General features: G+C 68.7%; 23 protein-coding genes and 1 pseudogene. 19 read left to right on the plus strand and 5 right to left on the minus strand.

The window, feature by feature from the left end; all coding sequences use genetic code 11:
• Window positions 1-116: 116 nt before the first annotated feature.
• Window positions 117-377: a DUF397 domain-containing protein gene (locus ACWDO5_RS27180; RefSeq protein WP_450532991.1), complete on the minus strand. Its 261-nt coding sequence runs from the start codon at window positions 375-377 to the stop codon at window positions 117-119.
• A complete protein-coding gene (locus ACWDO5_RS27185; protein WP_450532992.1) occupies window positions 361-1,185 on the minus strand; it encodes a helix-turn-helix domain-containing protein in 825 nt (274 codons plus the stop codon). The genes ACWDO5_RS27180 and ACWDO5_RS27185 overlap by 17 nt, the downstream gene beginning before the upstream one ends.
• Window positions 1,186-1,304: 119 nt before the next feature.
• On the opposite strand from ACWDO5_RS27185, the gene ACWDO5_RS27190 reads away from it, so the two are divergent.
• Window positions 1,305-1,664 (plus strand): ATP-binding protein, encoded by a 360-nt coding sequence (locus ACWDO5_RS27190; protein ID WP_450533011.1) that lies wholly within the window; start codon window positions 1,305-1,307, stop codon window positions 1,662-1,664.
• 561 nt (window positions 1,665-2,225) lie between these two features.
• Here the strand turns inward: ACWDO5_RS27190 and ACWDO5_RS27195 are convergent.
• Window positions 2,226-4,241 (minus strand): bifunctional glycosyltransferase 87/phosphatase PAP2 family protein, encoded by a 2,016-nt coding sequence (locus ACWDO5_RS27195; protein ID WP_450532993.1) that lies wholly within the window; start codon window positions 4,239-4,241, stop codon window positions 2,226-2,228.
• Window positions 4,242-4,576: 335 nt separating this feature from the next.
• Here ACWDO5_RS27195 and ACWDO5_RS27200 point away from each other — a divergent pair, with 335 nt between their 5' ends.
• The 14 genes and pseudogenes from ACWDO5_RS27200 to ACWDO5_RS27265 all read left to right on the plus strand — a co-directional run bounded on the left by ACWDO5_RS27200 (window position 4,577) and on the right by ACWDO5_RS27265 (window position 18,913).
• On the plus strand, window positions 4,577-5,260 hold the full coding sequence (locus ACWDO5_RS27200; protein ID WP_450532994.1) for an O-methyltransferase: 684 nt from the start codon (window positions 4,577-4,579) through the stop codon (window positions 5,258-5,260).
• A 796-nt stretch (window positions 5,261-6,056) separates the two neighbouring features.
• Entirely contained in the window at window positions 6,057-7,337 is a 1,281-nt protein-coding gene (locus tag ACWDO5_RS27205; RefSeq protein ID WP_450533012.1) for an ABC transporter substrate-binding protein, read from the plus strand.
• Between the two features lie 47 nt (window positions 7,338-7,384).
• Window positions 7,385-7,768 (plus strand): annotated as a pseudogene (locus tag ACWDO5_RS27210) (ATP-binding cassette domain-containing protein); the annotation flags it as partial.
• Between the two features lie 189 nt (window positions 7,769-7,957).
• Window positions 7,958-8,068 carry an ABC transporter ATP-binding protein C-terminal domain-containing protein gene (locus ACWDO5_RS27215; RefSeq protein WP_450533013.1) on the plus strand — a complete coding sequence of 37 codons (111 nt, stop codon included), beginning with the start codon at window positions 7,958-7,960 and terminating at the stop codon, window positions 8,066-8,068.
• 56 nt (window positions 8,069-8,124) lie between these two features.
• Window positions 8,125-8,820 carry an ABC transporter ATP-binding protein gene (locus ACWDO5_RS27220; RefSeq protein WP_450532995.1) on the plus strand — a complete coding sequence of 232 codons (696 nt, stop codon included), beginning with the start codon at window positions 8,125-8,127 and terminating at the stop codon, window positions 8,818-8,820.
• An 8-nt stretch (window positions 8,821-8,828) separates the two neighbouring features.
• Complete coding sequence (locus ACWDO5_RS27225) at window positions 8,829-9,686, plus strand: branched-chain amino acid ABC transporter permease (protein ID WP_450532996.1); 858 nt, start codon at window positions 8,829-8,831, stop codon at window positions 9,684-9,686.
• Window positions 9,687-9,709: 23 nt separating this feature from the next.
• Window positions 9,710-10,678 (plus strand): branched-chain amino acid ABC transporter permease, encoded by a 969-nt coding sequence (locus tag ACWDO5_RS27230; RefSeq protein ID WP_450532997.1) that lies wholly within the window; start codon window positions 9,710-9,712, stop codon window positions 10,676-10,678.
• On the plus strand, window positions 10,675-11,781 hold the full coding sequence (locus tag ACWDO5_RS27235; protein ID WP_450532998.1) for an alanine racemase: 1,107 nt from the start codon (window positions 10,675-10,677) through the stop codon (window positions 11,779-11,781). Before ACWDO5_RS27230 ends, ACWDO5_RS27235 begins: the two co-directional genes overlap by 4 nt.
• 7 nt (window positions 11,782-11,788) lie before the next feature.
• Window positions 11,789-12,685: an NAD(P)-dependent oxidoreductase gene (locus tag ACWDO5_RS27240; RefSeq protein ID WP_450532999.1), complete on the plus strand. Its 897-nt coding sequence runs from the start codon at window positions 11,789-11,791 to the stop codon at window positions 12,683-12,685.
• Window positions 12,678-14,288 (plus strand): N-acyl-D-amino-acid deacylase family protein, encoded by a 1,611-nt coding sequence (locus tag ACWDO5_RS27245; RefSeq protein WP_450533000.1) that lies wholly within the window; start codon window positions 12,678-12,680, stop codon window positions 14,286-14,288. Before ACWDO5_RS27240 ends, ACWDO5_RS27245 begins: the two co-directional genes overlap by 8 nt.
• Window positions 14,285-15,097 (plus strand): FAD binding domain-containing protein, encoded by an 813-nt coding sequence (locus ACWDO5_RS27250; protein ID WP_450533001.1) that lies wholly within the window; start codon window positions 14,285-14,287, stop codon window positions 15,095-15,097. The genes ACWDO5_RS27245 and ACWDO5_RS27250 overlap by 4 nt, the downstream gene beginning before the upstream one ends.
• The gene (locus ACWDO5_RS27255) at window positions 15,094-15,603 is read left to right on the plus strand and encodes a (2Fe-2S)-binding protein (protein ID WP_450533002.1); all 510 of its coding nucleotides are present in this window, start codon (window positions 15,094-15,096) and stop codon (window positions 15,601-15,603) included. The genes ACWDO5_RS27250 and ACWDO5_RS27255 overlap by 4 nt, the downstream gene beginning before the upstream one ends.
• The gene (locus ACWDO5_RS27260; RefSeq protein ID WP_450533003.1) at window positions 15,600-17,990 is read left to right on the plus strand and encodes a xanthine dehydrogenase family protein molybdopterin-binding subunit; all 2,391 of its coding nucleotides are present in this window, start codon (window positions 15,600-15,602) and stop codon (window positions 17,988-17,990) included. Before ACWDO5_RS27255 ends, ACWDO5_RS27260 begins: the two co-directional genes overlap by 4 nt.
• A 56-nt stretch (window positions 17,991-18,046) precedes the next feature.
• Window positions 18,047-18,913, plus strand: coding sequence for an NAD(P)-dependent oxidoreductase (locus ACWDO5_RS27265; RefSeq protein ID WP_450533004.1), 867 nt, complete (start codon window positions 18,047-18,049; stop codon window positions 18,911-18,913).
• 31 nt (window positions 18,914-18,944) lie between these two features.
• Here the strand turns inward: ACWDO5_RS27265 and ACWDO5_RS27270 are convergent, their stop codons facing one another.
• A complete protein-coding gene (locus ACWDO5_RS27270) occupies window positions 18,945-20,225 on the minus strand; it encodes a hypothetical protein (RefSeq protein WP_450533005.1) in 1,281 nt (426 codons plus the stop codon).
• 473 nt (window positions 20,226-20,698) lie between these two features.
• Here ACWDO5_RS27270 and ACWDO5_RS27275 point away from each other — a divergent pair, with 473 nt between their 5' ends.
• Together ACWDO5_RS27275 and ACWDO5_RS27280 are read left to right on the plus strand one after the other, a co-directional pair.
• Complete coding sequence (locus tag ACWDO5_RS27275; protein WP_450533006.1) at window positions 20,699-21,034, plus strand: antibiotic biosynthesis monooxygenase family protein; 336 nt, start codon at window positions 20,699-20,701, stop codon at window positions 21,032-21,034.
• A gap of 68 nt (window positions 21,035-21,102) precedes the next feature.
• Complete coding sequence (locus ACWDO5_RS27280; protein ID WP_450533007.1) at window positions 21,103-21,582, plus strand: GNAT family N-acetyltransferase; 480 nt, start codon at window positions 21,103-21,105, stop codon at window positions 21,580-21,582.
• A gap of 12 nt (window positions 21,583-21,594) precedes the next feature.
• Here ACWDO5_RS27280 and ACWDO5_RS27285 read toward each other — a convergent pair whose 3' ends face one another.
• Complete coding sequence (locus tag ACWDO5_RS27285; protein ID WP_450533008.1) at window positions 21,595-23,643, minus strand: MDR family MFS transporter; 2,049 nt, start codon at window positions 23,641-23,643, stop codon at window positions 21,595-21,597.
• A gap of 205 nt (window positions 23,644-23,848) precedes the next feature.
• On the opposite strand from ACWDO5_RS27285, the gene ACWDO5_RS27290 reads away from it, so the two are divergent.
• Both ACWDO5_RS27290 and ACWDO5_RS27295 read left to right on the plus strand, forming a co-directional pair.
• A complete protein-coding gene (locus ACWDO5_RS27290) occupies window positions 23,849-24,745 on the plus strand; it encodes a peptidoglycan-binding domain-containing protein (protein ID WP_450533009.1) in 897 nt (298 codons plus the stop codon).
• Between the two features lie 151 nt (window positions 24,746-24,896).
• Window positions 24,897-25,568 (plus strand): HAD-IA family hydrolase, encoded by a 672-nt coding sequence (locus tag ACWDO5_RS27295; RefSeq protein WP_450533010.1) that lies wholly within the window; start codon window positions 24,897-24,899, stop codon window positions 25,566-25,568.
• The last annotated feature ends 147 nt before the right edge of the window (window positions 25,569-25,715 follow it).

Raw genomic sequence — 25,715 nt, forward strand, 5'->3', positions numbered from 1 at the left:
GTCGAGGCGTTCGAGCACCAGCGACGCGTCCCGGCTGTGCGGCCCTGAGTGGTGCGCCACCTCGTCGTACGCGACGAGGTCGGCGTAGACGGCGGCTTGCGGCCGGACTCGCTCGGCTAAAGGGTGTCGACGAAAGCCGCGAAGGTGGCGGGGGCGAGGGCGAGGGCGGGGCCTGAAGGATTCTTCGAGTCGCGTACGGCGACGGTGTGGAGGGTCTCGGCGACCTCGATGCACGAGCCGCCCTGGTCACCGCTGTAGCTGGACTTGCGCCAGGCGGCGCCGTTGAGAGGGGCGCATTCCACGCAGGACCCGCCGGTGTCGGTGCTGTAGCTCGACTTACGCCACTGGGCGCCGGTCAGCTCAAGGGTGCTCCCCATAGCGTTCCTCCATCGTGCGCCGGATGAGTTCCGCCGAGTCCCTGATGGACAGGGCGGCGGCCTGGAGGTGATCGTAACGGAGCGAACGGGCCCCGAACTCATCCGGGTTAGCGCTTGGATGCCCGGCCTCGTAGCCCTCGCTATAGACGATTGCTGGGTCGCTGACGAATCGGAAGAGGTCGAAGGAACCCGGCAATCCAGCATGGGACCCGACCTTGAACGGCAGCACCTGAATGTGCACCCGGGGGCTGGACTCGAAGCTCAACAAGTGGGCCAGTTGGTTCCGCATGACCTGCGTGCCTCCGATCTCCTGACGCAGCACCGTCTCGCCGAGAACCGCCCAGAGCACCGGCGGCTTCTCCTTCTCCAAGATGCGCTGCCGGGCCATCCGGGCGGCAGTTCGGTTGTCCAGGTCCCTCTGGTCCACGACGCCGAGCACAGCCCGCGCGTACGCCTCGGTCTGGAGCAGCCCGTGCACCAGTTGCGGTTGGAAGACGTAGATCTCACTGGCCCGGGCCTCAAGCTCCGCCACCTGCTGGAACCAGGCCGGGAGTTGGCTCCGGAGCACCAGCCCCAGCAGCCTCGTGAGCAACCCGCCCGTGCCGAGGGCGACATCCACACGCTCGCTGAACTCCGCCGTCGGCAGCTTCCGTGCCGTCTCGATCTGGCCGACCAGCGACCCCGTGTAGTTGATGATCCCGCCGAGCTGCTTCTGCGTAAGCCCCGCCGCCTCGCGGTATCGCCGCAGCTCATACCCGTAATAGTCCAGCGGCGACGCGCTCGGGTCGAGCACGTTGATGTGGGTCATGGCGGGCATCCCCTCGTTCAACTCCGCCAACGGCAGCGCACGTTGTATCCGGTGCGTAGCCGAGAGTAGTCAACGCACTCCACGCTCGTACCGTGAACGAAGACATCTCCCAGTACGGCATGCGTTTCACCGTCGGCGAGCACTCCGCACGGCACGTCCGGCGGATCGTCCGCAGCTACCTCGGCGTATGGGGCATGCCCGAACTGACCGACGCCGCCGAGCTGGCCGTGACCGAGCTGCTCGCCAACGTCGTACGCCATGTGCCCGACCGGCACTGCGGGTTGCTGATCCTGCGGCATCCGGGAGGCCTACGGGTCGAGGTCACCGACCGCGCGCCCGGGCTACCGCTCGCCCGCGACGCGGGCGCGGACGAGGAGTCGGGCAGAGGGCTCGCTCTGCTGGATGCCGTGGTGGACAAGTGGGGCGTGGAAACAAGCCTCGGGCCAGGCAAAACGGTGTGGTTCGAGGTGGCCCGGTAGCCATCGGCAGCCTCCGCCGCGACCGGGTTCGCTGTGCTTCTGGCAGGGCCGCCCTCTGGCGTTCGATGGTCGCGGCTCCAGGCTGGGCGTCAAGGGCGCTCCTTCGTCGCGTCGCTGCGCGATGGGCTGCGCCCACCCTTGCCCCCCACCCCTCCACCGCTGAAAGGCGATTGGGAGGGCGGCCCGGGGGGGAAGGTCGGCGCGGAGCGGCCGAGGGTCGCTCCGCCGTTGGCGTCTGCGGCACGGTGGTGAGTGCGCGGCCGTGGCATGGGGCGGTGGCGGGCCCGCTCAGCGAGTGTCGGCCGTGGTGCGGCTGCGGTTCAGGACCTCGCTCCGCTGTGTGGGTCGCGGAGGCGGTGCGGGTGCGACGAGTGGTGCGCGCGTGCCTGATGAGGCGGCCTCAGGTCCGATCCTGTACCGAAAGTCCAACCAGGTTGGAATCCCGGTACAAGACTTGGCCGCATGCACCGGCGAGTACCGGGAGTCCAAGGGTGCGGGCACAACCCGTACTCCCTGGGGCGCGCGTGCTACTTGGGCGCGGCGGGACCGCGGTCGCGCATGCTACTTGGGCACCGCCGGGACCGCGGTTTCGACATGCGCCCGCGCCGGCGGCACCGCGCCCCGGGGCACCAGGAGATCGCGCCGACCGGCCAGTACGTACGTGAGGCCGAAGCCCGCGCCCACCACCGCCGCGCCACCCGCCGCGTCGAGTACCCAGTGGTTCGCGGTGGCGACGATCGCGCAGACGGTGAAGAGCGGGTGGAGCAGGCCGAGGAGCTTCATCCACAGCTTGGGGGCGAGGATGAAGACGACCAGGCCGCACCAGAGGGACCAGCCGAAGTGCAGCGAAGGCATGGCCGCGTACTGGTTGGCGACGGCGGTCATCGCGCCGTAGTCCGGGTTGGCGAGGTCCTGCGGGCCGTGGAGCGTATCGATGAAGCCCATGCCGGGCATCAGTCGCGGCGGGGCCAGCGGGTAGAGCCAGAAGCCGAGGAGCGCGAGGACCGTCGCGAAGGCGAGCGAGGAGCGTGCCCAGCGGTAGTCGGCGGGGCGGCGGACGTAGAGGACGCCGAGAATGGCCAGCGGGACCACGAAGTGGAAGGACGTGTAGTAGAAGTCGAAGAAGGCTTCGGCCCATTTCGCGTTCACCACCGCGTGGTTGACCCAGTGCTCGATGTCGAGGCCGAGAGCCCGCTCGACGGAGATGATCTGGCGGCCGTGCTCCTCGGCTGCGGCGACGCCACCGGTCGCGGCGGCGCGGATGTGCGAGTAGACGGAGTAGCCGACCCGTATCACCAGGAGTTCGAGGAGCAGGTTGGGGCGGCTGAGGACGCGCCGCCAGAAGGGCAGCAGCGGCACCCGGGCCCAGCGGGCCGGGGCGGGCCCTGCGTACTGGGTCGGGACGGGCCGGCGGAAGTACGGCGAGGTGCGCGGCAGGAAGGGCACCGCGCAGGCCGCGGCGAGGGCGGCGATCAGCAGGACATTGTCGCGTACGGGGTGGAGCACCGCCATGTTGGGCAGCAGCATCTTCCCCGGCAGGGTCATCGCCAGGATGATCAGGACCGGCCAGAGCATGCGGTCACAGGCGCGCTTCCCGACGCGGCCGGCGACGGCGAGGAGCACCCACAGAAGCTGGTGCTGCCAGGCGGTGGGCGAGACGGCGACGGCGACGCAGCCCGTGAGGGCGACGGCGAGGAGGAGTTGGCCGTCCTGGGCGTAACGGACTGCGCGGCGCAGGCCGAACCAGCAGACGACGGCGGCGAGGGCGACGTACAGGGCGATCTCGAGCGGGCCCTCGAGGCCGAAGCGGAGCAGTGCGCCGTGCAGGGACTGGTTGGCGAGGCTGTCCGGGCGAGCGCCGAGGGCCGCGCCCGCGACATAGTGCACCCAGTAGGCCCGGGAGTCGCTGGGCAGGGCGGCCCAGGCGAGCGCCGAGAGGGTGGCGAAGGTGCCTGCCGAGGTGACGGCGGCGCTTCTTCGGCCGGTGAACCAGAGCAGTGGCGCGAAGAGGAGGACGGTGGGCTGAAGGGCGGCGCCGAGGCCGATCAGTATCCCGGAGGGTCTCTCCCCGCGCGCGGCGTAGCAGCCGAGGAGGACGAGCAGTACCGGGATGGTGCTGGTCTGGCCGAGGTGGAAGCTGTTGCGTACGGGCAGCGAGAGCATCAGCAGGCTGATGGCGATGGGCGCGGCGAGCAGGCTGCTGCGGCGCGAGACCGGGCCGGGCAGGGCGCGGGCGACGACCAGGCCTATGCCGACGACGAGCAGGAGCGTGCCGAAGGTCCAGGCGACGCCGAGGCTCTGCTCGGCGGAGCGGGCGAGTGGCTTGAGCACGAGTCCGGCGAAGGGCGTACCGGTGAACTTGTCGGTGTCGTACAGCGAGCCCTTCACATGCAGGACGCCGTTCTCGCCGATCCAGGTCTCCAGGTCGGTCAGCCGCTCACCGGGCGGCTGCCGGAGCACCGCCGCCGTCTGTCGTATCGCGAGTACGGCGGCTACCACCCAGAGGGCGGCCCTGGCCGCGCCCATCCTGGTGTCCGTCGTCGCGCTCCCGCGCACGCCGTGCTCCGCGTTCGCCACGTCGCGCCGCGCCCCCCTACGTTCCGCGTTGCTGGTTCACAGAGCCTCGCGTCGCTCCATGAAGGAGACTCAGGCAACCCCCTATTTGCCTGACTGTCACCCCGTTTTGGCTGAATATCTCTTGGGACGCCACCGGAACCGGGAGATCCGCAGCGCCGTCACGGGAGGCGTGCGGGGGAACATACAAGATCGGAGTCATGGCACATGCCGACTCGCAACCGGCAGAACGTGCTGGTGGCGGGAGCGCTGTCGCGCACAGGGCACGGCGGCGCAGGCCGGTTCTGCCGCCGCCGGTTCACATGCCGCCGCCGGACGCTTGAAATAGGTTGGGGCGTATGACCCAGGAGCACCTCCAGGACCAGTGGACTGCCGTCGACAGCTATGTCACCGACCACCTCGCGCCCGCCAGCGAAGCACTGACCGCAGCCCTCGCGGCGAGCGAAGCGGCCGGTCTCCCGCCCATCCAGGTCGCGCCGAACCAGGGCAAGCTGCTGTATCTCCTGGCACAGCTGCAGGGCGCGCGCACGGTCCTCGAAATCGGCACGCTGGGCGGGTACAGCACGATCTGGCTGGCCAGAGCGCTGCCGGAGAACGGCAGGCTGATCTCCCTCGAATACAACCCGGCCCACGCGGAGGTGGCCCGCGCGAACCTCGCCCACGCGGGCCTCGACAAGATCGCCGAGGTCCGGACGGGCGCGGCACTGGAGACACTGCCGAAGCTGGCGACGGAGCCGGGCGCGGGCCCGTTCGACCTGGTCTTCATCGACGCGGACAAGCAGAACAACCCGCAGTACGTCCAGTGGGCGCTCAAGCTCAGCCGGCTCGGCAGCGTGATCATCGTCGACAACGCGATCCGGGGCGGCGCTGTGGTGGACGCGGAGAGCACGGACCCGGCGATCGTCGGCACACGGCGGATGTATGAGCTGGTGGCACAGGAGCCACGGCTGGACGCGACGGCGGTCCAGACGGTGGGCGCCAAGGGATACGACGGGTTCCTGCTGGCGCGTGTGGTGGCCTGAGGAGCGGCCGGCGGGCGTATTCCGTAGGGCAGGACGGCGGCCCACCGCGGCCCGTTGGCGACGAGCGAGGGACCCTCGGGGGAGGTAGCCGCTGCCGTACCAATGCGGACTGCGGGAGCGCCACTTCGGGTACGCCGCTGCCGGAGATCCGTCGCTGCGACGGGACTTGATGTACGGCGGTCCCCAGCGGATCCGAGTTGCGCGGTCGGTTCGCCAGTGAGAGCCCGGCGGACCGCATCTTCCCCTTCCCCGCAGGGAGTGCCTGCGCAATGCCCTACGCGCCGGACGACGGGTTGAGTGCCTTTCAGCGCCGGCCGGATTTGCCCTGGCAAAGCTTCCGCAGCGCGTCTGGAAGCCCGTCCCTGCGGGGTCCACATGAGGGCGCGACCTCCAGCAACGTATCCCCGGATCGTGAACGGCCGCGGCTGCGCGACGACTTGGCGGAAGGCACACAGTCGGACGGCGAGTTTCTCGGGCCGGCCGCCGTTCGACATTTTCGGTCATGGGGCCACTGACCTTCGTTCCTGTCGTGTCACTTACTGCCCAGTACGTTGTGGACACATCGCGGTAGCCAGGACGACATCGCCCACATGCTGCGGAAACGTTGGCGAGACGCGCCTGATACCCCACTCGGCGGTAACCGGAAAACACTGCTCCCGGGCAAGGAAATCTCGGGCTAACCCTTGACGAGGGCGAAAATTTGGAGAGACTCAGTCAACATTAACGACGACCCAAAAATCCCCCTCCCCAGGCTTGGAGGCCTGCCATGGAGTCTCGACTGCTCAGATCCGTGACCATGGTCCTGGCTGCGGCCACTACCCTCCTCGCGGCTTGCGCCCCACCCGGCAACGCCGGCAACACCCCTTCTGCCGACGGCCCGATCCGGGTGGGTTTGCTCGCCAGCCTCACCGGGGTCGCCGCCGGTCCCGCCGGCGACATGCGGAAGGGATTCGAGTTGTTCTGGGACCAGAACAACAACCGGGTGGGCGACCGCGACATCGAAATAGTCGTCGGGGACGACGAAGGCAAGCCCAACGTCGGCCTCTCCGTCGCCGGCCGCCTGGTTGAGCGGGATCAGGTGAACGTGATGGTCGGACCGCACCTGGCGAGCGTCGGCTCGGCGGTCGGCGAGTACCTCGGTACCAAAGACATCCCGATGATCTACCCGATCCCCGCCAGCGGCGAGTTCCTGAAGAACCGGATCGACACCATGTTGCTGGCCGGCGGTGTCGCGGCGCAGTTCACCCACCCTCTCGGCAAGTTGGCCGCTCAGCAGGGCAAACTCCGCGCCCTCACCATCTCCTCCGACTACACCTTCGGCCATGAGATAGCGGGCGGGTTCACCGACACCTTCACCGACTACGGCGGCAAGGTCGTCAAGCAACTGTGGACACCGCTGGGTACCACCGACTACGGCCCCTTCGTCTCCGAGATCGCCACGGGTGACTACGACGTGGTCTTCAACGGACTACAGGCCAACGACTCGGTCGTTTTCATGAAGGCGTGGGACAACTTCGGTCTGTCCAAGAAGGGGCCGATGATGGTCGGCGCCCCCTCGACGATCGACCAGTCGCTGATCCGGTCGATGGGACCGGCCGCGGAGGGCACCGTATCAATGGGCCACTTCGCCGAAGGCCGCACGACTGGTGAGACCGCACGCTTCGTCAGCGCGTTCGAGAAGAAGTTTGACCAGCTGCCGGGTTACTACGCGGCATCCGGATACTTCGGCGCGCAACTCGTGGCCGCAGCACTGGAAAAGCTCGGCGGCAAGATTCCGGACGCCAAGAGTTTCATCAAGGCAGCAGGATCGATCTCCCTGCCGGACTCGGTCTTCGGCCCGGTTTCGATGGATGAGAACGGCAACATCAAGTTGGACGGCTACCTGCGCAAAGTCGAGAAACGTGCGGACGGTTCCTACTGGAACGTCGTGACTGATGTCATTCCCTCGGTTTCCACTTCGTTCGAGTACGACTACGACGCGTTCCTCTCCCAGCCGACCTACAACCGGGACTACCAAGGCGCCGACTGGCCTGCCTCGTGCGACGCATATGTCGCCAAATGCCCGTTGGGACGATGACCATGAGCACGCAGGAACCGGCGATCGCGCTGCGCGCCGCCACGAAGCGGTTCGGCGGAGTCGTCGCGGTCGACTCCGTGGCCCTGGAGATCCGGCCCGGTGAACGGGTCGGTCTCATCGGCCCCAACGGGGCCGGCAAGACCACCGTCGTCAAGTTGATGACCGGCGAGGAACGGGTCAGTGACGGCCGGGTCGAACTGCTCGGCCGGGACGTCACCGCGAAACCCGTCCACATTCGTGCTCGCCGTGGACTCGGCCGGTCCTTCCAGATCACCGAACTGTGCTTCGAACTGTCCGTGCGTGAGAACCTGCTGCTGGCCGCGAACAGCGGGAAGCACGACGAAACATGGCGGGAGACCGCCGATCGGTTCAACCTTCTCCCACTCCTCGGCAAGCCAGTACGGAACATCGGCTACGGGGAGCAGCGGCGCCTGGAGATGGCCATGGCGCTGGTGCGGGACCCGCGCGTCCTGCTGTTCGACGAACCCGCCGCCGGCCTCGACGCCGAGGACCGGACGGCCGTTCGGGAGGCGATCTGCGCGCTGTCGCGGGATCTCGCGTTGCTGATCATCGATCACGACGTGGACCTGATTCTCAGCATCAGCGACCGCATCGTCTGTATGGCGAACGGCAAGGTCATCGCCGACGGGACCCCGGACGAGGTCATCGGCGACGAGCAGGTGCAGCGAAGCTATCTCGGCACTGCAGCGGGTGGAGAGAGGGCCGCCTGATGCTCACACTGAAGTCTGTCTGCGCGTCCTACGGGACCGCTGAGACCTTGCGAGACGTGACGTTCTCGGTCGCCGAGGGCGAGGCGGTGGCATTGCTCGGGCGCAACGGGATGGGCAAGACGAGCACCCTGCGGGTGCTCATGGGAATGCACGGCCCCGCGCTCGTGTCCGGCGAGATCACCTTCGCGGGTGCGGCACTGAGCAGCCGCCCGGCCTACGAGGTAGCTCGCCACGGGCTGGGCTACGTGCCGCAGGGCCGGCGGATCTTCGGCTCGTTGACGGTGCTGGAGAACCTGCGCATCGCGCAGCGCGCTGCCCGGGACAGCCGTCCGTGGACGGTGGAACGGGTGTATGAGCTCTTTCCCCACCTGCGGCGTCGGCGTGGTGTGCTCGGCAGCCGGCTGTCGGGCGGTGAGCAGCAGATGCTGGCCATCGGCCGGGCCCTGATGACCAACCCCGCGGTACTCGTGCTCGACGAACCGTCCGAGGGACTGGCGCCGGCGATGGTCCAGGAGGTCGTCGCGGCGGTGGTGGAACTCCACCGCGAGGGCATGACGGTACTCATCGCGGAGCAGAACCTCGCACTCGCCGCCGAGGTGGCGGGCCGGTTCGTGGTGCTGGAGAACGGGGCCGTCGCGGCCGACACCGAGCGGGAAAGCTTCCTCGCCGACCCCGCGCTGCAGGCACAGCTGCTCGGTGTCGGTGTCGGCCCGGCCGACCGGCCACAACCGCCCCAGCGGGCAGGGCAGTAGGAGGACGCGTGCAGATCGGTCAGACAATCCTCAACGGGCTCACCTACAGCGGTCTGCTGTTCCTGGTGAGTAGCGGCTTCACGGTCATGTTCGGACTCATGCGCGTCCTCAACCTCGCGCACGGAGCTTTCTATCTCTGGGGTTCCTACCTCGGTCTGGTGGTGGTCCGCGCCACGGGGTCCTTCCTGGCCGGCATTCTCGTCGCAGGTGTCGCCATTGCTGTGCTCGGGCTGCTGACCGAGGTCGCCCTGTTCCGCCGCGTGCGCGGGAATCCGGTGTCCGAAGTGCTGCTCACGCTGGGTCTCGGGTTCGTCCTCGGTGACCTCGCGCTGGCCTTCTTCGGTGGCAATCCGGAACAGATCGCAGTCCCGGAGATCATCGGCGGCAGCCAGGACCTGTTCGGCATCACCTTCCCGCGCTACCGGCTGATGCTGCTCGCGGTGGCGGTGGTCCTGTTCCTGGCGCTGCGCCTCACCCTGGTCGGGACGCGGCTCGGCGCGCTCATCCGGGCGGGTGTCGACGACGCCGAGATGCTCGAGGGGCTCGGCACCAACATCAACCGACTGGCGACGGGAGTGTTCGTCGTCAGCGCTGCGCTGGTCGGTGTCACCGGCGTGCTCGGGGGCGCCTTCCTGGGTGTGCACCCGGGCGGCGACATCGAGATCCTGGTCCTCGCTGTGGTCGTGGTGATCATCGGGGGGCTCGGCAGTCTGGACGGGGCCGCCATCGGCAGCGTCCTCATCGGACTCCTCGTCAGCTTCGGCAGCGTGCTCGCACCGGAGTTCCTCTACTTCATCATCTTCGCCCCGGTGATTCTGCTGCTGTTCTTCCGCCCGCGCGGGCTGCTGGGGGTGGCGAACTCATGACTTCGATCCCGAAGGGAGCCGCGGTGAGCGCACCGGGAAGGCTCAAGTCCGCCCTGATTCCGGTCGCCGCGATGCTGGCCGCACTGCTGTTGCTGACGTCTCTGCCCTACCTCTTGCAGGCCTACGGCGTCGGGCTCGTCACCGAGACCCTCATCATCGGCCTGTGGGCGGTGAGCCTGAACGTCCTCGCCGGCCAGACCGGCCTGATCTCCCTCGGCCACGCCTCCACCCTCGGCACGAGCTCCTACGTGCTGGCTTTGCTGCAGCGAGACCTGGAATGGTCGTTCTTCCAGGCCGCGCCCGTAGCCGTCGCCGCAGCGGTGGCCATTTCGGTGCTCTTCGCGCTGACGGCGGCGCGTTCCGCCGGTGTGTACTTCATCCTGGTCACCCTGGCGCAAGGGATGCTGGTGTGGGGCGTGGTCCAGCGCTGGTCGTCGATCACCGGCGGCGACGACGGAATGCGCGGCATCGAGCGGCCGGAAGCCTTCTCGGACTACTACAGCTACTACTGGTTCGCGCTGTGGATCGTCGGCGCGTCCTTGATCGCACTGCTGCTGATTCAGCGTTCGAAGATCGGTTTGCGGCTGCGGGGAATCCGGGACAGCCCCAAGCGGATGGCCGCGCTCGGCTACTCGGTGGGCACTCAGCGTCTGGTGGCGTTCTGCATATCCGGGTTCTTCGCTGGCGTCGCGGGAGTGCTGTACGCGGGGCACGTCCAGTTCATCAGCCCGACCACGGTGTACGTGACACAGTCGGTCGAGGGACTGCTCATGGTGATCCTGGGCGGGATCAACAGCTTCTTCGGTCCGCTGATCGGCGCCATCATCGTCCTATTCGGTCGGGCAGGGCTGTCGCTGTATACCGAACGGTGGCTCACGATCATGGGAGCCATCCTGATCCTGGTGGTCCTGTTCGGACATGACGGCATCGCGGGCCGCGCGGGCGCCCTCTTCCGGGCGATCCGGCGCCGCGTGGCGGGAGGGGCCGAATGAGCCTGCGCCTGGAGGAACTTGACACCCCCGCCCTTGTCATCGATGCCGATCGCCTGGAGCGCAACCTCCGGCAGGTGCAGCAGATGGTCGCGGGGACGGGAGTGCGGCTGCGTCCGCACATCAAGTCGCACAAGCTTCCGGAGGTGGCCAGGCGGCAGCTGGAGCTGGGGGCGATCGGCCTGACCACCGCCAAATTGGCTGAGGCGGAAGCCATGGCCGCCGCGGGCCTGGACGACCTTTTCATCTGCTATCCGCTGGTCGGCCGCGCGAAGACCGACCGTCTGCGCCGGCTCGCCCGTGACCGCAGGGTGATGACCGCGGTGGACACCCTCGCCGGCGCCGCCGCGCTGGACGCGGCATTCGCGGCAGAGGAGCGTCCTCTCCCCGTACTGGTGAAGGTCGACGCCGGGTTCTCCCGAGTCGGCGCCGGAGCGGCCGATGCCGTCGAGTTGTGCCGGCGGGTCGCGACGATGAAGGGTCTGGTGCTGCGCGGGCTGTGCATCCATGAGGGTTCCACCTATGCCGAGCCGGACACCCGTCGCCGGAACCAGCTCGCCGCCACGCAAGCTCGCGAGCTGGTCGCGATCGCCGAGCAGGTCCGCGCGCTCGGGATCGCCATCGACATTGTGAGCGCGGGCTCGACTCCAGGCCTGGCCGGTTGCCTCGGCGTCGAGGGGCTGACGGAGCTACGCCCCGGCAACTACGTCTTCTACGACGCAATCCAGGTCGGGCTGGGGGTGGCGGCTCCCGAAGAGTGCGCGCTCACGGTCCTGACCACGGTGGTGAGCACCGCGCGGCCGTCCGGAGCCATCTGTGACGCGGGGTCAAAAGCCCTGTCGCTGGACAGGGGCGCCCACGGTCTGAACATCGCCGAAACGTACGGCACGATCGTCGGTCGTCAAGGGCTCTGTCTGCAAAGACTTTCGGAGGAGCACGGCTGGCTGGCGGACGTCTCCGACGGCGGTTGCGCGGTCGGAGACGTCCTCCGTGTGATTCCCAACCACGCCTGCGCCGTCGTCAACAACTTCGACCACGTCTGGGTCGCCGAGGGCGACAAAATCGTGGACCGCTGGCCGATCACCGCTCGGGGCGCCGTCACGTGAGGACATCATGAACGAGAAGACACCGGCCGTGGGGTTCTGCGGGCTCGGCACGATGGGATTGCCGATGGCCGCCAATCTCGCACGGGCACTGGGTGACCTGCAGGTCTGGAACAGAAGCCCCGGTCGCATCGGGGAACTGGATCCCGGGACGATCACCGTCCACGACACTCCCGCGTCGCTCGCGCGCAGCGCGGACACGATCGTGCTGATGCTCTGGGACGGCACGGCAGTCGACGAGGTCCTGTTCGGGCCGGACGGGATCGCGGCCGCCGCGCGACCCGGCACCCTGGTCACCGATATGTCGACGAGTTCCCCGGGTGCCGCGCGGGAGATCAGCTGTCGGCTGGCCGAGCGAGGCATCCGGTATGTCGACGCACCGGTCACCGGCGCTCGCGCGCGGGCCGAGAACGGCACGCTGGTGATCATGGCCGGGGGTAGTGAAGCGGACGTGGCGGAGGCCAGGCAGATCACCGCCCCCATGGCCCAAACCCTGCGGCACGTCGGCCCGGTGGGCTCCGGCCAGTTGCTGAAACTCGCGAACAACGTGCTGGGTTTCCTCAACATCTCCGCAGTCGCCGAAGCGCTGGCGCTGGTGCGCGCGCACGGGGCGGATCCGCAGCAGGCGGTCGAGTTGTTCCTGGGCGGGACAGGCCGCTCGCTGGCGCTCGAGTTGTACGGGCCGTGGCTGGCCGAGCAGCGGTTCGACGTCGGCGTAGCCGCCACGGTCGCTCATAAGGACCTTGGCGAGGCGCTCGCCACCGCGGCCGAGGCGGGGTGTCGGCTACCGGGAACCGCCGCCCTCCAACAGTCTTACGCCGACCTGCTCGGCAGTACCGATGACGACTGGGTGGCCTGCCATGCGATCTTCGGCCAGTTGCTGAGCGGAGAGGCGAACGGTGCTTGATCTCATCGTCAAGGGTGGCTCCGTGCACGATGGCTCGGGGACACCGGGAAGGCGCGCGGATGTCGGCGTCCTGGGCGGCCTGGTGGTGGAAATCGGAGACCTCAATTCCGAATCGGCCCACCACGTCGTGGATGCTGCCGGCCACGTGGTGTCGCCCGGTTTCGTGGACGTGCACACCCACGGTGATCTCCTCGGCTTCCCCGGCTGGCGGGAGGAGGACGTGCTGCTGGCCGCGGTCCGTCAGGGGGTCACGACCCATATCGTCGGAAACTGCGGGTTCAGCGTCTTCCCGCATGGATCCGACGCACGAGACGTGCACACCCACGTCGAATCACTGTTGAGCAGGCAACCCCGGGTCTGGCCCTCCCTCGACGCGTATCGCCGGTCGGCCGAGCCCGGCTTCGTCATCAACACCGCCAGCCTGGTCGGCCACGGCAGCGCGCGGGCTGCGGTCGGCGCGGTCGACGGCAACGTCACCGGACCACTGCTCGATCAGTTGGCCGGATACGTGGACCAGGCGCTGCGGCAGGGGGCCGTGGGGTTGTCCTCCGGACTGATCTACTCCCCGGGGATCTACTCCGACACCGAAGAACTGGTGGCCGCCGCACGTCCGTTGCGAGCCTACGGTCGACCCTACGTGACGCATGTGCGGGGTGAGACGGACATGATCGTGGAGGCCGTGACGGAGGCGATCACGGTCGCCGAGCAGGCCGGGGTGGGCCTGCACCTGTCGCACCACAAGATCGCGGGAGCGGCCAACTGGGGCCGCAGCCGGGAAACCCTCGAGCTGATCGCGGAGAAGAACGCCGCCGGCCAGGACATCACCCTGGATGTCTATCCCTACACCGCCAGCAGCACCTCACTGCACAGTGTGCTGCCGCTCTTCGCGCAGGCAGGCGGGTTCCCGAACATGCTGCGGGCCATCGCGGACGCCGACATACGGGAACGTATCCGGCGGGTGATCGTGACCGAGCCGGACGGCTGGGAGAACATGGCGCGCGCCGCAGGCTGGACGGGCATCCGGATCGCCAGGGCGCCGGGCCAGGAGTGGGCGCACGGGCTCACGCTGCAGGATGTCGCGGGCCGGCTGGGCGGCGACGGCCTGGAGGCGCTGTTCGAACTCCAGCTCCTGACCGGGGAACCGATCACCGCCGTCCTCGACGTGCTCGATGAGGCCGATGTGGAACGTGTCATCGCCGCGCCCGGCGTGATGATCGGTTCCGACGGGATCCCGCTGCCCGGGAAGCCGCACCCGCGATGGGCCGGCAGCTTCGTCCGCATCCTCGGGGAGTACGTCCGCAAGCGGGGAGTGCTGGACCTGCCGGACGCCATCCACCGGATGTCCGGACTGCCGGCCGCGCGGTTCCGGCTGCCCGGGAGGGGCTTGCTGCGGCAGGGCTTCGCAGCGGACATCGTCGTATTCGACCCGGACGCGGTCGGCGACCGGGCCACTTTCGACGACCCGCTCGCCGAACCCACCGGTGTGCTCGCGGTGATCGTCAACGGCTCGCTCGTACTGGACGACGGCAGGTTCACCGGTGCGCGCGCGGGCCGTTTCCTGTCGGCCGAACACGAGGGCGCGACGACGGGAACGACCCGGTGAAGCCGCCACCGTTCCACTACCGCAAGCCGGATGAGCTGGACGAGGCGCTCGCGCTCCTCGCCCAGCCTGGCTCGGTCGCCCTCGCCGGTGGACAGGATCTCGTCCCCCTGCTGAACTCCCGCCAGGTTCGGCCGTCCACAGTCGTCGACCTCGCCGGTCTGGAACCGCTGCGGGGGATCACCGGCGGTGCGGAAGACGTCCGCATAGGCGCGCTGACGCGGCATCGCGACATTCTGGACTCACCTGTGGTCCGTGGCCGGCTCGGCCTGCTGCACCTCGCCGCCGGGCACATCGGTCATGGCGCGATCCGTAACCGGGGCACGTTCGGCGGGAGTTGCGCGAGTGCCCTGCCCGGTGCGGAACTCCCGACCGCGCTGGTCACGCTCGGCGCCTCGATGCACCTCGTGTCCGCCGAAGGCCGCCGTTCGCTGTCCGCCGCCGAGTTCTTCGGCGGGCAGCACAGGACAGCGTTGTGGCCGGGCGAGCTCGTCGAAACGGTGGCGGTTCCGGTACCGCCGGACGGCGCGAGCTGGTCTTTCGCAGAGCACACGCGCCGTGGAGCCTTCAAGTTCCCACTGATCAGCGTCGCGGTGCTGCGGACACCCGCGGCCGCCGCACGAATCGTCGTGGGTGGCGGTGTCATGGGCCCGGTCGCGGTCGAGGCGGACAGCACCGGAGCACTGCAGGAGCTGGCCGACCGGCTGGCGTTGGCCGACGAGCCCCAGGCCGGGCGGTTGTACAAGGCACGGATCGCGCGATCGCTGATCGAGCGCTGTTCGCGGAGCACGGAGGCGACGGACACGCCATGACAAGAGTTGACCGGAAGCACGAATCGTCGCCGGACGAACAGGACCTGGCCTGCACGGTGAACGGCGCACCGGTGCGGATGCCGATACCGGTTCGCAGGCTGCTCTCGGACCTGCTCCGCGAGGACCTCGGTCTCACTGCGCTGCAGTCGGGATGCGAGGACGGGGTCTGCGGGGCATGCACGGTCCTGCTCGACGGAGATCCGGTTCGTGCCTGCACGATGCTCGCGGTGCAAACCGACGGGCACGAAGTGGTGACCCTGGAAGGCCTGCAGGACGACCCGTTCGCGCGCGACGTCAAACGGGTCTTCTCGCAGGCGCACGCGCTGCAGTGCGGGTTTTGCACCTCGGGCATGGTGACGACGTTGGTCGCGTGCCGACGCGCCGGGTGCGACGACGGCGAGGAGGCATTGCACGAGCTCTCGGGAAACCTCTGCCGGTGCACCGGCTACCTCAACATCCGCCGGGCGGTGCGCACTCTGTGGCAGGAAGGAGAGGAGCAGCGATGACTGCCTTGATCCCCGGCCAAGCCCTTGGGCGGACGCCTGTTCCCGGTGGCATCGGAGAGTCCGTTGCCCGCCGGGAGGATCTCCGCCTGCTGGAGGGACACTCGACCTACCTCGGCGACCTGCGATTCGCGGACCTCGCCGAAGCGGTGTTCGTCCGTTCCGAGCATGCCCATGCGCGTATCCGGACGATCTCGACCGAGGCCGCGCTGGCCCAGCCCGGAGTCCTCGCGGTATTGACCGGGCATGAGCTGGCCGAGTGGGTGTCGCCGTTGCGGGTCGCGCCCAGGATCGACGGCCTGCATCCGATGTCGATGCCCCCGCTGGCCACCGACAAGGTGCTCTTCCACGGTGATCCCGTCGCCATCGTCGTCGCGACGGACCGCTACCTCGCCGAAGACGCGGCCGAACTTGTCGAGGTCGGCTACGAGCCGTTGCCGCCCGTACTGGACATGCGGGAAAGTCTCGCCGGAACCGCCCCGCTCGTGGATGAGTCGCTGCCGTCCAACGTGCTGTGCGATCAGTCATTCGTGAACGGAAATCCGCGGGCCGTGATCGACACGGCGGAGCACGTGCTGAAGGTCTCCTTCGCACAGCACCGGCAGACGCACGCTCCGCTGGAACCGCGAGGCTGCGTCGCGGTGTGGGATCGTTCGGGGCAGCACCTGACCATGCACACCGGGACACAGGTACCGGCCCCCTATCGCACGTCGATCGCCGGCCGGCTCGGCGTCGCCGAACACCAGGTGACGGTGGTCTGCCCGGACGTCGGCGGCTCGTTCGGGCAGAAGCTGGCCGCCTACCGCGAGGAGGCCGCCGTCGCTGCGCTCGCCGGGCGGCTCGGCCGGCCCGTGCGGTGGCGCGAAGACCGGCGGGAAAATCTGCTGAGCGCGCTGCACGCCCGCGAGGACGAGGTGGACCTGGAGGTCGCGTTCACTTCGGAGGGAGTCGTGCGGGCTGTGCGAGCCCACCTCCGGTCGGACTTCGGCGCCTACTCCTACTTCCCCGCCAACTACATGCTCCAGGTCATCGCCATGATGATCCCGGGCCCGTACCGGTTTCAGGACTTCGAGTACGACCTGAAGGTGTTGCTGAGCACCAAGTGCCCGGCCGGCCCGTACCGGGCGCCGATGGCCATGTGCACCTGGGTGACCGAAGGGATGATGGACGCCGTCGCCCACGCGCTGGGCAAGGACCCGGTGGCGGTGCGCGAGGCCAACATGCTCACCGAGAGCGAACTGCCGTACCAGAGTGCCGTCGGGCAGCTGTACGAGGACATCACACCGACCCGGACCTTCCGGCGCGGCATCGACGTCTTCGGGTACGAGCAGGCACGTGCTGAGCAGGCGAGGGCGCGAACCCAGGGACGGCTGGTCGGGATCGGCGTCGCCTCCGTCATCGAACCGACGACCTACGGCTCCGCCTTCTACAAACAGGCCGGCATTCCGGGCTCTGGACACGAGGCCGCGCTGGTGCGCATCGCGCCCAGCGGCGTGGTGTCCGTGTCGACCGGACTGATGGGATCGGGGCAGGGCTACGAGACGATGCTGGCCCAGGTGGTCAGCGAGGGGCTCGGTGTGCCCGCCGCGACCGTGCATGTGCTTCTCGGCAACACCGACGTCCCGCCCTACGGTATGGGCAGTCGCGGCAGCCGTGGCGCGACTGCCGGCGGTGGTGTCACCCTGCTCGCCGCACAGGACCTTCGGGACAAGCTCCTGCGGATCGCCGCCTACCGGCTCGGCACCGAAACCGGGCTCCTGACCGTGGTGGGGGGACAGATCCACCGGTTGACAGCCGCTGACACCGAGCCGACCGGTCTGACGGTGCGCGACATCGCCACCATCGCCTACCTGGATCCCCTGTCGCTCCCGCCGGGTATGGAGCCCGGGCTCGAGGTGCTCCGGGCTTACGATCCGCCGCCGATGACCTTCTCCAACTCTGTTCACCTGTGCCGGGTCGAAATCCTGCCTGAGCTGGGCACGGTGCGGATCTCCCGCTATGTCGTCGCCGAGGACGCCGGACAGCTGATCAACCCGATGATGGCCGAGGGACAGCTGCACGGAGCGCTCGCACTCGGGGTCGCGGGAACGTTGCAGGAACAGGTCGCCTACTCCCCGGACGGGCACAACCTCAGTGATTCCTTCCGCGACTATCCGCTCCTGGCCCTCGACGAGATGATCGACGAGCTCGAGCTCGTCCATTGCGGCACGCCGAACCGGCGGACACCGGGAGGTATGAAGGGAATGAGCGAGGGCGGCGTCATGGGCGGTATCGCCGCGCTGACTCTCGCGGTGCAGGATGCGCTGGGTGTGCGGGTCGATCAGCTGCCCCTGACCGGGGAACGGATCTGCCGGTTGCTCGACGACATCGCGGAGCGATCTGAATCGTGAAAGGAACGAACGTGTCGACCACAGCGCCCTTGTCTGGGCCCCTCTACATCGCTGGAATGGGAAAGATCGGATCGGCTCTCGCCTACCGGCTCCTGGACCTCGGTCATCAGGTCATTGCCGTCCCGCGCCGCGACCGGCAGTGGTGTGCGCCGTTCGTGGAACAGGGCGGGACGCTCGCGGACAGCGCGGGCGAAGCCATGCGCCGAGCGAACATCGCGATCATCGCAGTGCCGGACTTCGAGGCCATCTCGGAACTGTTGCTGCCGGACGGCGTACTGCGCAAGGAGGCAAGCACCCTGGAACTGATGGTGAATCACGCCACGATTCACCCCGCCGAGTCGCAGTCGCTCGGCACCGCTCTCGATTCGGCGAAGATTCCCTTCGTCGACGCGCCGGTCAGCGGCGGTCCCGCCAGGGCTCGCAGCGGGGACCTGACGATCGCGGCAAGTGGCACGCGGGAGGCCCAGGAGCTGGCCGGGGGCTACCTCGGCGCGGTGGCGTCACAGGTGTTCGACATGGGTGACGTGGGCCGGAGCCAGGTTGCCAAGCTCTGCAACAACATGATCAATGCGGTGGCCACGCTGGCCAACGGGGAGGCTCTGGCCGTCGGATCCGAGTACGGCTTGAGCATGGATCAGCTGCGGCAGTACGTACTGTCGTCCTCGGGCGCCAACTTTTCCATGGACAAGGTCCTGGACAAGACCACCCTGCGCGGGGTCTACGACGAGCCGCTGTTCGCACTCGCCCACATGTGCAAGGACCTCGAACTCCTGCGCCGGCTACGCAAGGAGGTCGCGGTGCGTGCCTGCGTGTCCGCGCTGGCCCAGGAGATCTTCGACTCCTACCGGGCGAGCGGGCACGGCGAAGACGACTACAGCATCGTGACGGAGGCGGGGCGGCCTCATCCATCAGGCCGGGGCTGACCGTGAGGGCCAAAGATCCGCCGGACACACCTCAACCGGCGTCATTGGCCAGCCGTTCCACCAACAGCCGCCACCGGTGCTGGGGGCGGCCCCGGCTGGGACCGCGCTCCGGTGGCAGCGGCCAGGCGAGATTCGCCTCGACCAGCACGTCGAGCACGCGGAGTGCGCTTCTCCTGGTCATCCCCAGGATCTCTGCCGCCTGATCCGCGGAGACGACGACGGGCGCATCGCCGTGGTCGTCTCCTGCGGTCGCCCGGGCCGACGCAAGCCGTACAAGGTAATCGTGGGCGCGGCCGTTGACCGGCACCGCGGTAGCGACTTTGGCGTCGCGGTCGCGACCGGGGAGTATCACGACACTCCCGTCGGGCTGGATGAGCCTGCCGTGGCCACCGCCCGTGTCGATGCACGCCCGCAGCGCCTGTCGCGCATTCTCCTCGGCTCGGAGCACGGTGTTCGCCAGGCCGATACCGACGGAAACATCGGCATGCAGCTCACGCTGGATCAGGTCGTAGAACGGGCATTCCTGGAAAGAGGCGCTGGCCTGCTCAAAGCTGCGCATGGTGCCTACGACGAGAAACAAGTGGTTCTCCACGGGGAAGACCAGCGCGTCGAGGTCTCGGACCGCGCGCAGCAACAACAGCTGCAGCGCGAGGTGCCCCTCCGTCTGATGCAGGTACCTGCTCTTCGTGGCAGCTGACGGTGACGGCTCCTCGACTCGGACCAGACCGATAGCGACCTGGCTGGCCTGCAGTTGCGCTCCGGCAGCGAGCAGGGCCGCCGTACGCAGGGCGGCCCGCATCGATTGCTTGGTCGGTACCACCCGGACGACAGGCACTCCCCGCCGTTTGAGTTCCAGGTAAGCCGAACGCCATGCCGTGAGTACGACATCGGCCCGGCCGCTGCGGATGGCAGCGACATGAAAATCGACGATATCCGCGACGACATTTCCGGGAATATGCGTATACAGCGTCATCGAATCGTCCGGCACATCGAGCTCTTCACACGCTTCTTGGACCTCGCTGGGCACCAGGGTGTCCACGCTGACCATTCCTGGCGCTCCGAACCCGCTGGCCGTGCCCCGCAACAGTGCCGCATATAGCGCCGCACCGCTGAGCGAAACATATGTGGATGGGACATCGACCACACCTGCGGAAACGGCGATGTCGTAAGGCACGGGGCCGGTGAAGAGGTAAGCGTCGACCTTGCCGGCCAGAGACCGAATCTTTTCGACGGTTTCCGTTTCGTCCTGATAGGGAACCGGGATAAGAATGCAGTTCAGGCCGTTATCCATTTCTGCCTGCATGGTGAGCATTCGCTCAATCAGATCATCGGGGCCGATAACTCCCACAGTAATGTTCGCTGACCGGCGCGCTACCTTTTCAGCGAGAGGTTGATCACTCATCCACGCATCCACTCATCACAAACCGGCCCTATCGCGACAGCGAAGCAAAGATATCACGAGTCACTGCTGCCCGATGACGAAATCGTGCAATTCGGAAACCCGGGAAGTGGAACCGAGTCAGCGCTTTCCGTAACGCCTAATACTCCACCCGTAGAGGTGCGGTGTGCGCCCCGCCGTGCAAGGAGCGCCGGGCCAAGCCTGAGGGCCGCAGCAAGGGCAAGAGGCGCCGGCGGGGTGATGGGGGCCTCGCGCTTCGTCCGATGAGCCTGCGGGGACGACCGAGGTCGTCTTCACGCCGCTTCGACCGCCGGATGTAAGAGACTGCTCTCACATTGGTCCAGCTTAGGGACCCAAGACGGGCTCCGTTTGGTGAGAGGTGTCATGTGCCTAGTGTCGTAAAAATCAACGTCCTGACCGTTCCCGAGGAGCAGCGCGAGGTGCTGGAAAGGCGCTTCGCGTCCCGCGCGGGCTCGGTGGAGAACTCCGACGGCTTCGAGTGGTTCGAGCTGCTGCGCCCGCTCGAAGGGACCGACCAATACCTTGTCTACACGCGCTGGGCCGACGAGGCTTCCTTCCAGGCCTGGATGGAGGGCTCGATGAAGGCGTCCCACGGTGGTGGCGGCGCGGAGGGCGGGGGCCGCGAGCGGCCGAAGCCCGCCGCCACCGGGTCGACGCTGTGGTCCTTCGAGGTCGTCCAGCAGGCCGCCCCGAAGGCTTAGCACGTAGCACGGGCTGAGCGGCGGAAATCGCTGGCCGCGGGGGCTGTTCGTCCGGTACAGAGTCCGGCATGACGACCTGGACCCTGGCCCCCGAGGCCTTCGACTCCCCCGACGCGAGCGTCCTGCGGCGTGAGTACTACGACGAGGTCGCGAGCCGCTACTGGAAGCGGCCCGCGACCCCCCAGCAGATCGACGAGGGGCTGGCCGGGGACGGCGTCGAGCAACTCACCCCGCCCACCGGACAGTTCGTCGTCGGACGGTACGGCGGCAAGGCCGCGGCATGCGGCGGCATCCTGATGCTGGACGCCGAGCGCGCCGAGCTCACGCGGGTGTATCTGCGGCCGGACTTCCGCGGCAAGAAGGGCGCCGGGCTGCTGCTGCGGACCCTGGAGGACGAGGCGCGCGGGCTCGGCGCGCGGCGCATGGTCCTCAATACGCGGCTCGATCTGATCGAGGCGCGCGCCCTGTACGTCCGGCACGGCTACGCCGAGATCCCGGCGTACTGCTCGGGTCCTTACATGGAAATCTGGTACGGCAAGGAGCTGTGAGGCAGGCGGAGTTCAGGCCGAGTGGTCGCGCCTGGGCGGCGGGCCGTGCGGCTGCTCCTGGTCCGAGCCGCACAGCTCCGCGGTCAACTCCTGGACCAGTTTCACCAGATTGGTCGGCCGCTCCGGGCCCCACCAGTCGCCGAGCAGCTCCGCGAGCGAGTCTTCGCGGGCCTTCGCCAGCCTTACGGCTGTCTCCAGGCCCCGGTCGGTGAGCAGCAGGTCCAGGCCCTCGCGGCGGGCGAGGCCGCGTTCCTCCACCTGACGGGCGGCGTCGGTGATGACGCGCAGCGGCACGGACGTGGTGTCGACGAGCAGGGCGGGCTCGACGATGCCGTGGCGGCGGATGCGCAGCAGCAGCCAACTGGCCTCGGGCAGCAGGTCGTACCCCGCCCTCTCGGTGATCTTCTCGTAGACCTTGCGCCGGCCATCGCGCGAGCCGAGGAGCGACAGGGCCCGCGCCACCTCCTCGTGGGAGGAACGGTGGACCGGGTTGGACGCCAGGGTCTCGCTGGGATCGGGCGCGGTGACCGAGCCGCGCAGCTTGTCCTCCTTGAGGAACCAGGAGACGAGGAAGGCGAGAACGACAACCGGCACGGCGTACAGGAATACATCGGTGATGGACGACGCGTACGCGTGGAGCACCGACGGACGCAGCGCGGGCGGCAGTTCGGCGATCGAGCGCGAGTCGGCGGCCAGCTGCCCGGGGCCTACGCCGGAGGGCACGGACTGTCCGGCGAGCGCGTCGGTCAGCTTGTCTTTCAGCCGGCTGGTGAAGATCGAGCCGAAGATGGCGACGCCGAACGCGGCCCCGATGGAGCGGAAGAAGGTCGCGCCGGAGGTGGCGACGCCCAGGTCCTCGTAGCTGACGGCGTTCTGGGCGACGAGTACGAGGACCTGCATGACCAGGCCGAGACCGGCGCCGAAGACGAAGAAGTACGCGCTCATCTCTCCGGTGGAGCTGGACTCGTCGAGCTGGTGGAGCAGCACCAGGCCCACGGCGGTGATGGCGGTGCCCGCGATGGGGAAGACCTTCCAGCGTCCTGTGCGGCTGACGAGCTGGCCGGACGCGGTCGAGGTCAGCAGCAGGCCGAGCACCATTGGCAGCATGTGCACACCGGACAAGGTCGGTGAGATGCCGTGCACGACCTGCAGGAACGTCGGCAGATAGGTCATCGCGCCGAACAACGCGAAGCCGACGACGAAGCTGATGACGGCAACGAGTGTGAAGGTGCGGATCCGGAACAGCTTGAGCGGCAGCACCGGTTCGGCGGCGCGCTGCTCGACGTACACGAAAACGACCAGGAGTACGGCGCCGAGTACGGCGAGGCCGACGATCTGCGCCGAGCCCCAGGCCCACGTGGTGCCGCCGAGGGAGGCGACGAGGACCAGGCAGGTGGCGACGGAGGCGATGAGGAAGGTGCCGAGGTAGTCGATGGTGTGCCGGGTCGGGCGGGCCGGGATGTGCAGTACGGCGGCGATGACGAGCAGCGCGACGACGCCGATGGGGAGGTTGATGTAGAACACCCAGCGCCAGCTGAGGTGTTGGGTGAAGAAGCCGCCGAGCAGCGGGCCGAGGATGCTGGTCGCGCCGAAGACCGCGCCGAACAGGCCCTGGTATCTTCCGCGTTCGCGCGGCGAGACGATGTCGCCGACGATCGCCATGGACAGCACCATGAGGCCGCCGCCGCCCAGGCCCTGGAGCGCGCGGAAGCCGATGAGCTGCGGCATGTTCTGGGCGACGCCGCACAGCGCGGAGGCGATCAGGAAGATGACGATGGCGGCCTGGAAGAGCTTTTTGCGACCGTACTGGTCGCCGAGCTTGCCCCACAGGGGGGTGGCCGCGGTCGAGGCGAGCAGGTACGCGGTGACAACCCAGGACAGATGGTCCATGCCGCCGAGTTCGCTGACGATGGTCGGCAGGGCAGTGGAGACGATGGTCTGGTCCAGGGCGGCGAGCAGCATGCCGAGCAACAGTGCGCCGATGGCTGCCAGGACGGCCTTTCGGTTCAGGCCCTCGCCCGGGGCCGGATTCACGGCCGGAGTGCTCACTTCCTGAGCCATGCCGATCTCCTCGGTTACGCGGCCCTCCAACACTCTCCTCCCCATCCTGGGCGTTATGGCCGATTATGGCCTGCCGAGCCGGCCCAACCCGTTGGGTATCGCGGCGGGCGGCTGCATAATCGCTGCCAGTCCAAGGGGAACCAAGGGATCCGAGGGATCCGAGGGACCCGAGGGGGTCCAAGGGATCCAAGGGGAGGGACTGGCGATGACCGGACGAGTGTGTCCTGCATGCGGCACGCCGCGGGACGCCGACGGCAGCGCCGGGCCCGGCTGCCACTGCGCGGGGCGCGCGGCGGACGCGATACGGGCGGAGCGGGACGCGGAGGTCGCCGCGGCCGAGGACTTCGATCCGCTGCGGATCCGGCCGTATGTGACGTTGCAGGGTTTTGAGGGTTCTCAAAGTTTTGAGGACGGCGAGGCGGCCGAGCCGCAGAGGGAGACCGCGCCGCTGCCTGCCGTAGCAGCGACGCCCGTTCCCGAACCGGCGGCCGAGCGTGCTTTGGTGACGACCGATCCGGTGCCGCAGCGTCGGCGGCGGCCGCTGGCCTGGCTGGTGGTGGGCGCGGCGGCGGTCGCGGTGGCCGGGACCGTGGCGTTCGCGGGCGGGCTTTTCTCCGGGGGCGAAGAGCGGAAGAGGGCGCTGCCCGACACCGAATCCAGCGCGCCTATTCTGCCGACCCCGAGCGCCGCGCCGGATGTGCCCTCGCCGTCGCCGAGCCGGTCCCCGTCGCCGTCTCCTTCCCGTACGCCTTCGGGCTCCTCGTCCGCCGCCGGCCCGGAGTCGTCGCCGCCCGCGCCACCGCCGACGACGCCGCCGCCCTCGACGACGCGGGCCACGGGCACGGTGTCCGAGCCCCCGGCTGAACGGCAGCCCCCGCCCGCCACGCTGCGGCGCGGAGACAGCGGGCCCGAGGTGGTTGAGCTGCAGCAGCGGTTGGCGGAGCTATGGCTGTACGCAGGTCCGGCGAACGGGCACTACGGCCAGAGCGTCGAGGACGCGGTGCGGTTCTACCAGTGGGACCGGGGCGTGGAGGGCGATCCACAAGGGGTGTACGGCCCGAACACGCGCCGGGCGCTGGAGGCGGAGACGAGCGAGCCGTGAGTCTCCGGTCGCTCCGGGCGGGGCGGCGAGACGGGGTGGCGCCGACCCGACCGTTTTTGTATCGTAGTTGAACAAAGTGGTTCCGCCCGTACTCCCTGACCGGCGGGGGGAACCGCCTTGTTTCTCTTCTCCCGCGCCTTGGAGTACGCCGATGCCGGCAACCGTCCCGCCGCCCGTCCTGACCGCCCGTGCCCTTCTCCTCGACATGGACGGCACCATCGTCAACTCGGACGCGGTGGTGGAGCGCTGCTGGCGCGCCTGGGCGGCCGAGCACGGCCTGGACCCGGACGAGGCGCTGAAGGTCGTCCACGGCAGGCAGGGGTACGCGACCATGGCGGCGCTTCTCCCGAACCGGCCGATGGAGCAGAACTACGCCGAGAACCGCGTGTTGCTCGCCCAGGAGACCGCGGACACCGAAGGAGTCGTCCCCGTCGCGGGCGCCCCGGCCTTCATGGCGGCGATCGCCGGGCTCCCGCACGCCCTGGTGACCTCGGCGGACGAGGCGCTCGCCCAGGCCCGGATGACCGCGGCCGGACTGCCGATGCCGCGGACCCGGGTCACCGCCGAACGCGTCGGCGCGAGCAAGCCGGACCCGGAGGGCTTCCTCAAGGGCGCGGCGGAGCTGGGCTTCGCCCCGGCGGACTGCGTGGCCTTCGAGGACTCGGAGGCGGGAATAGAGGCGGCGAGGTCGGCGGGCATGCGCGTGGTGGGAGTGGGCCCGCGCGCGTCGGCACTCGCCCCGGACGTCCACGTCGAGGATCTGACGCACCTCCGGGTGACGGAGGGCCCGGACGGCACGATCCACCTCCACATCACGGCGTAACCGTGGCTCCGCCCCGAACCCCGGACGCCCGCTGGGTCCCCCTGCGCCCGCAGGGCGTAGGGGGAGCCGGAGCCGGCACCCGACCCCGACGCCGAACCCGTACAGGCGTCGCAGCCGGATCCGGAGGCCGCTGCCCCCCTCGCCGCC

The organism is Streptomyces sp. NPDC000880, from assembly GCF_053599675.1.

What these genes read in the sequence shown, in the direction of transcription:
- ACWDO5_RS27180 (WP_450532991.1), bottom strand. Translation starts at nt 377, where the DNA reads ATGGGGAGCACCCTTGAGCTGACCGGCGCCCAGTGGCGTAAGTCGAGC.
- ACWDO5_RS27185 (WP_450532992.1), bottom strand. Translation starts at nt 1,185, where the DNA reads ATGACCCACATCAACGTGCTCGACCCGAGCGCGTCGCCGCTGGACTAT.
- ACWDO5_RS27190 (WP_450533011.1), top strand. Translation starts at nt 1,305, where the DNA reads ATGCGTTTCACCGTCGGCGAGCACTCCGCACGGCACGTCCGGCGGATC.
- ACWDO5_RS27200 (WP_450532994.1), top strand. Translation starts at nt 4,577, where the DNA reads ATGACCCAGGAGCACCTCCAGGACCAGTGGACTGCCGTCGACAGCTAT.
- ACWDO5_RS27205 (WP_450533012.1), top strand. Translation starts at nt 6,057, where the DNA reads ATGGTCCTGGCTGCGGCCACTACCCTCCTCGCGGCTTGCGCCCCACCC.
- ACWDO5_RS27215 (WP_450533013.1), top strand. Translation starts at nt 7,958, where the DNA reads ATGGCGAACGGCAAGGTCATCGCCGACGGGACCCCGGACGAGGTCATC.
- ACWDO5_RS27235 (WP_450532998.1), top strand. Translation starts at nt 10,675, where the DNA reads ATGAGCCTGCGCCTGGAGGAACTTGACACCCCCGCCCTTGTCATCGAT.
- ACWDO5_RS27240 (WP_450532999.1), top strand. Translation starts at nt 11,789, where the DNA reads ATGAACGAGAAGACACCGGCCGTGGGGTTCTGCGGGCTCGGCACGATG.
- ACWDO5_RS27255 (WP_450533002.1), top strand. Translation starts at nt 15,094, where the DNA reads ATGACAAGAGTTGACCGGAAGCACGAATCGTCGCCGGACGAACAGGAC.
- ACWDO5_RS27260 (WP_450533003.1), top strand. Translation starts at nt 15,600, where the DNA reads ATGACTGCCTTGATCCCCGGCCAAGCCCTTGGGCGGACGCCTGTTCCC.
- ACWDO5_RS27265 (WP_450533004.1), top strand. Translation starts at nt 18,047, where the DNA reads ATGGGAAAGATCGGATCGGCTCTCGCCTACCGGCTCCTGGACCTCGGT.
- ACWDO5_RS27270 (WP_450533005.1), bottom strand. Translation starts at nt 20,225, where the DNA reads ATGCTCACCATGCAGGCAGAAATGGATAACGGCCTGAACTGCATTCTT.
- ACWDO5_RS27280 (WP_450533007.1), top strand. Translation starts at nt 21,103, where the DNA reads ATGACGACCTGGACCCTGGCCCCCGAGGCCTTCGACTCCCCCGACGCG.
- ACWDO5_RS27285 (WP_450533008.1), bottom strand. Translation starts at nt 23,643, where the DNA reads ATGGCTCAGGAAGTGAGCACTCCGGCCGTGAATCCGGCCCCGGGCGAG.
- ACWDO5_RS27290 (WP_450533009.1), top strand. Translation starts at nt 23,849, where the DNA reads ATGACCGGACGAGTGTGTCCTGCATGCGGCACGCCGCGGGACGCCGAC.
- ACWDO5_RS27295 (WP_450533010.1), top strand. Translation starts at nt 24,897, where the DNA reads ATGCCGGCAACCGTCCCGCCGCCCGTCCTGACCGCCCGTGCCCTTCTC.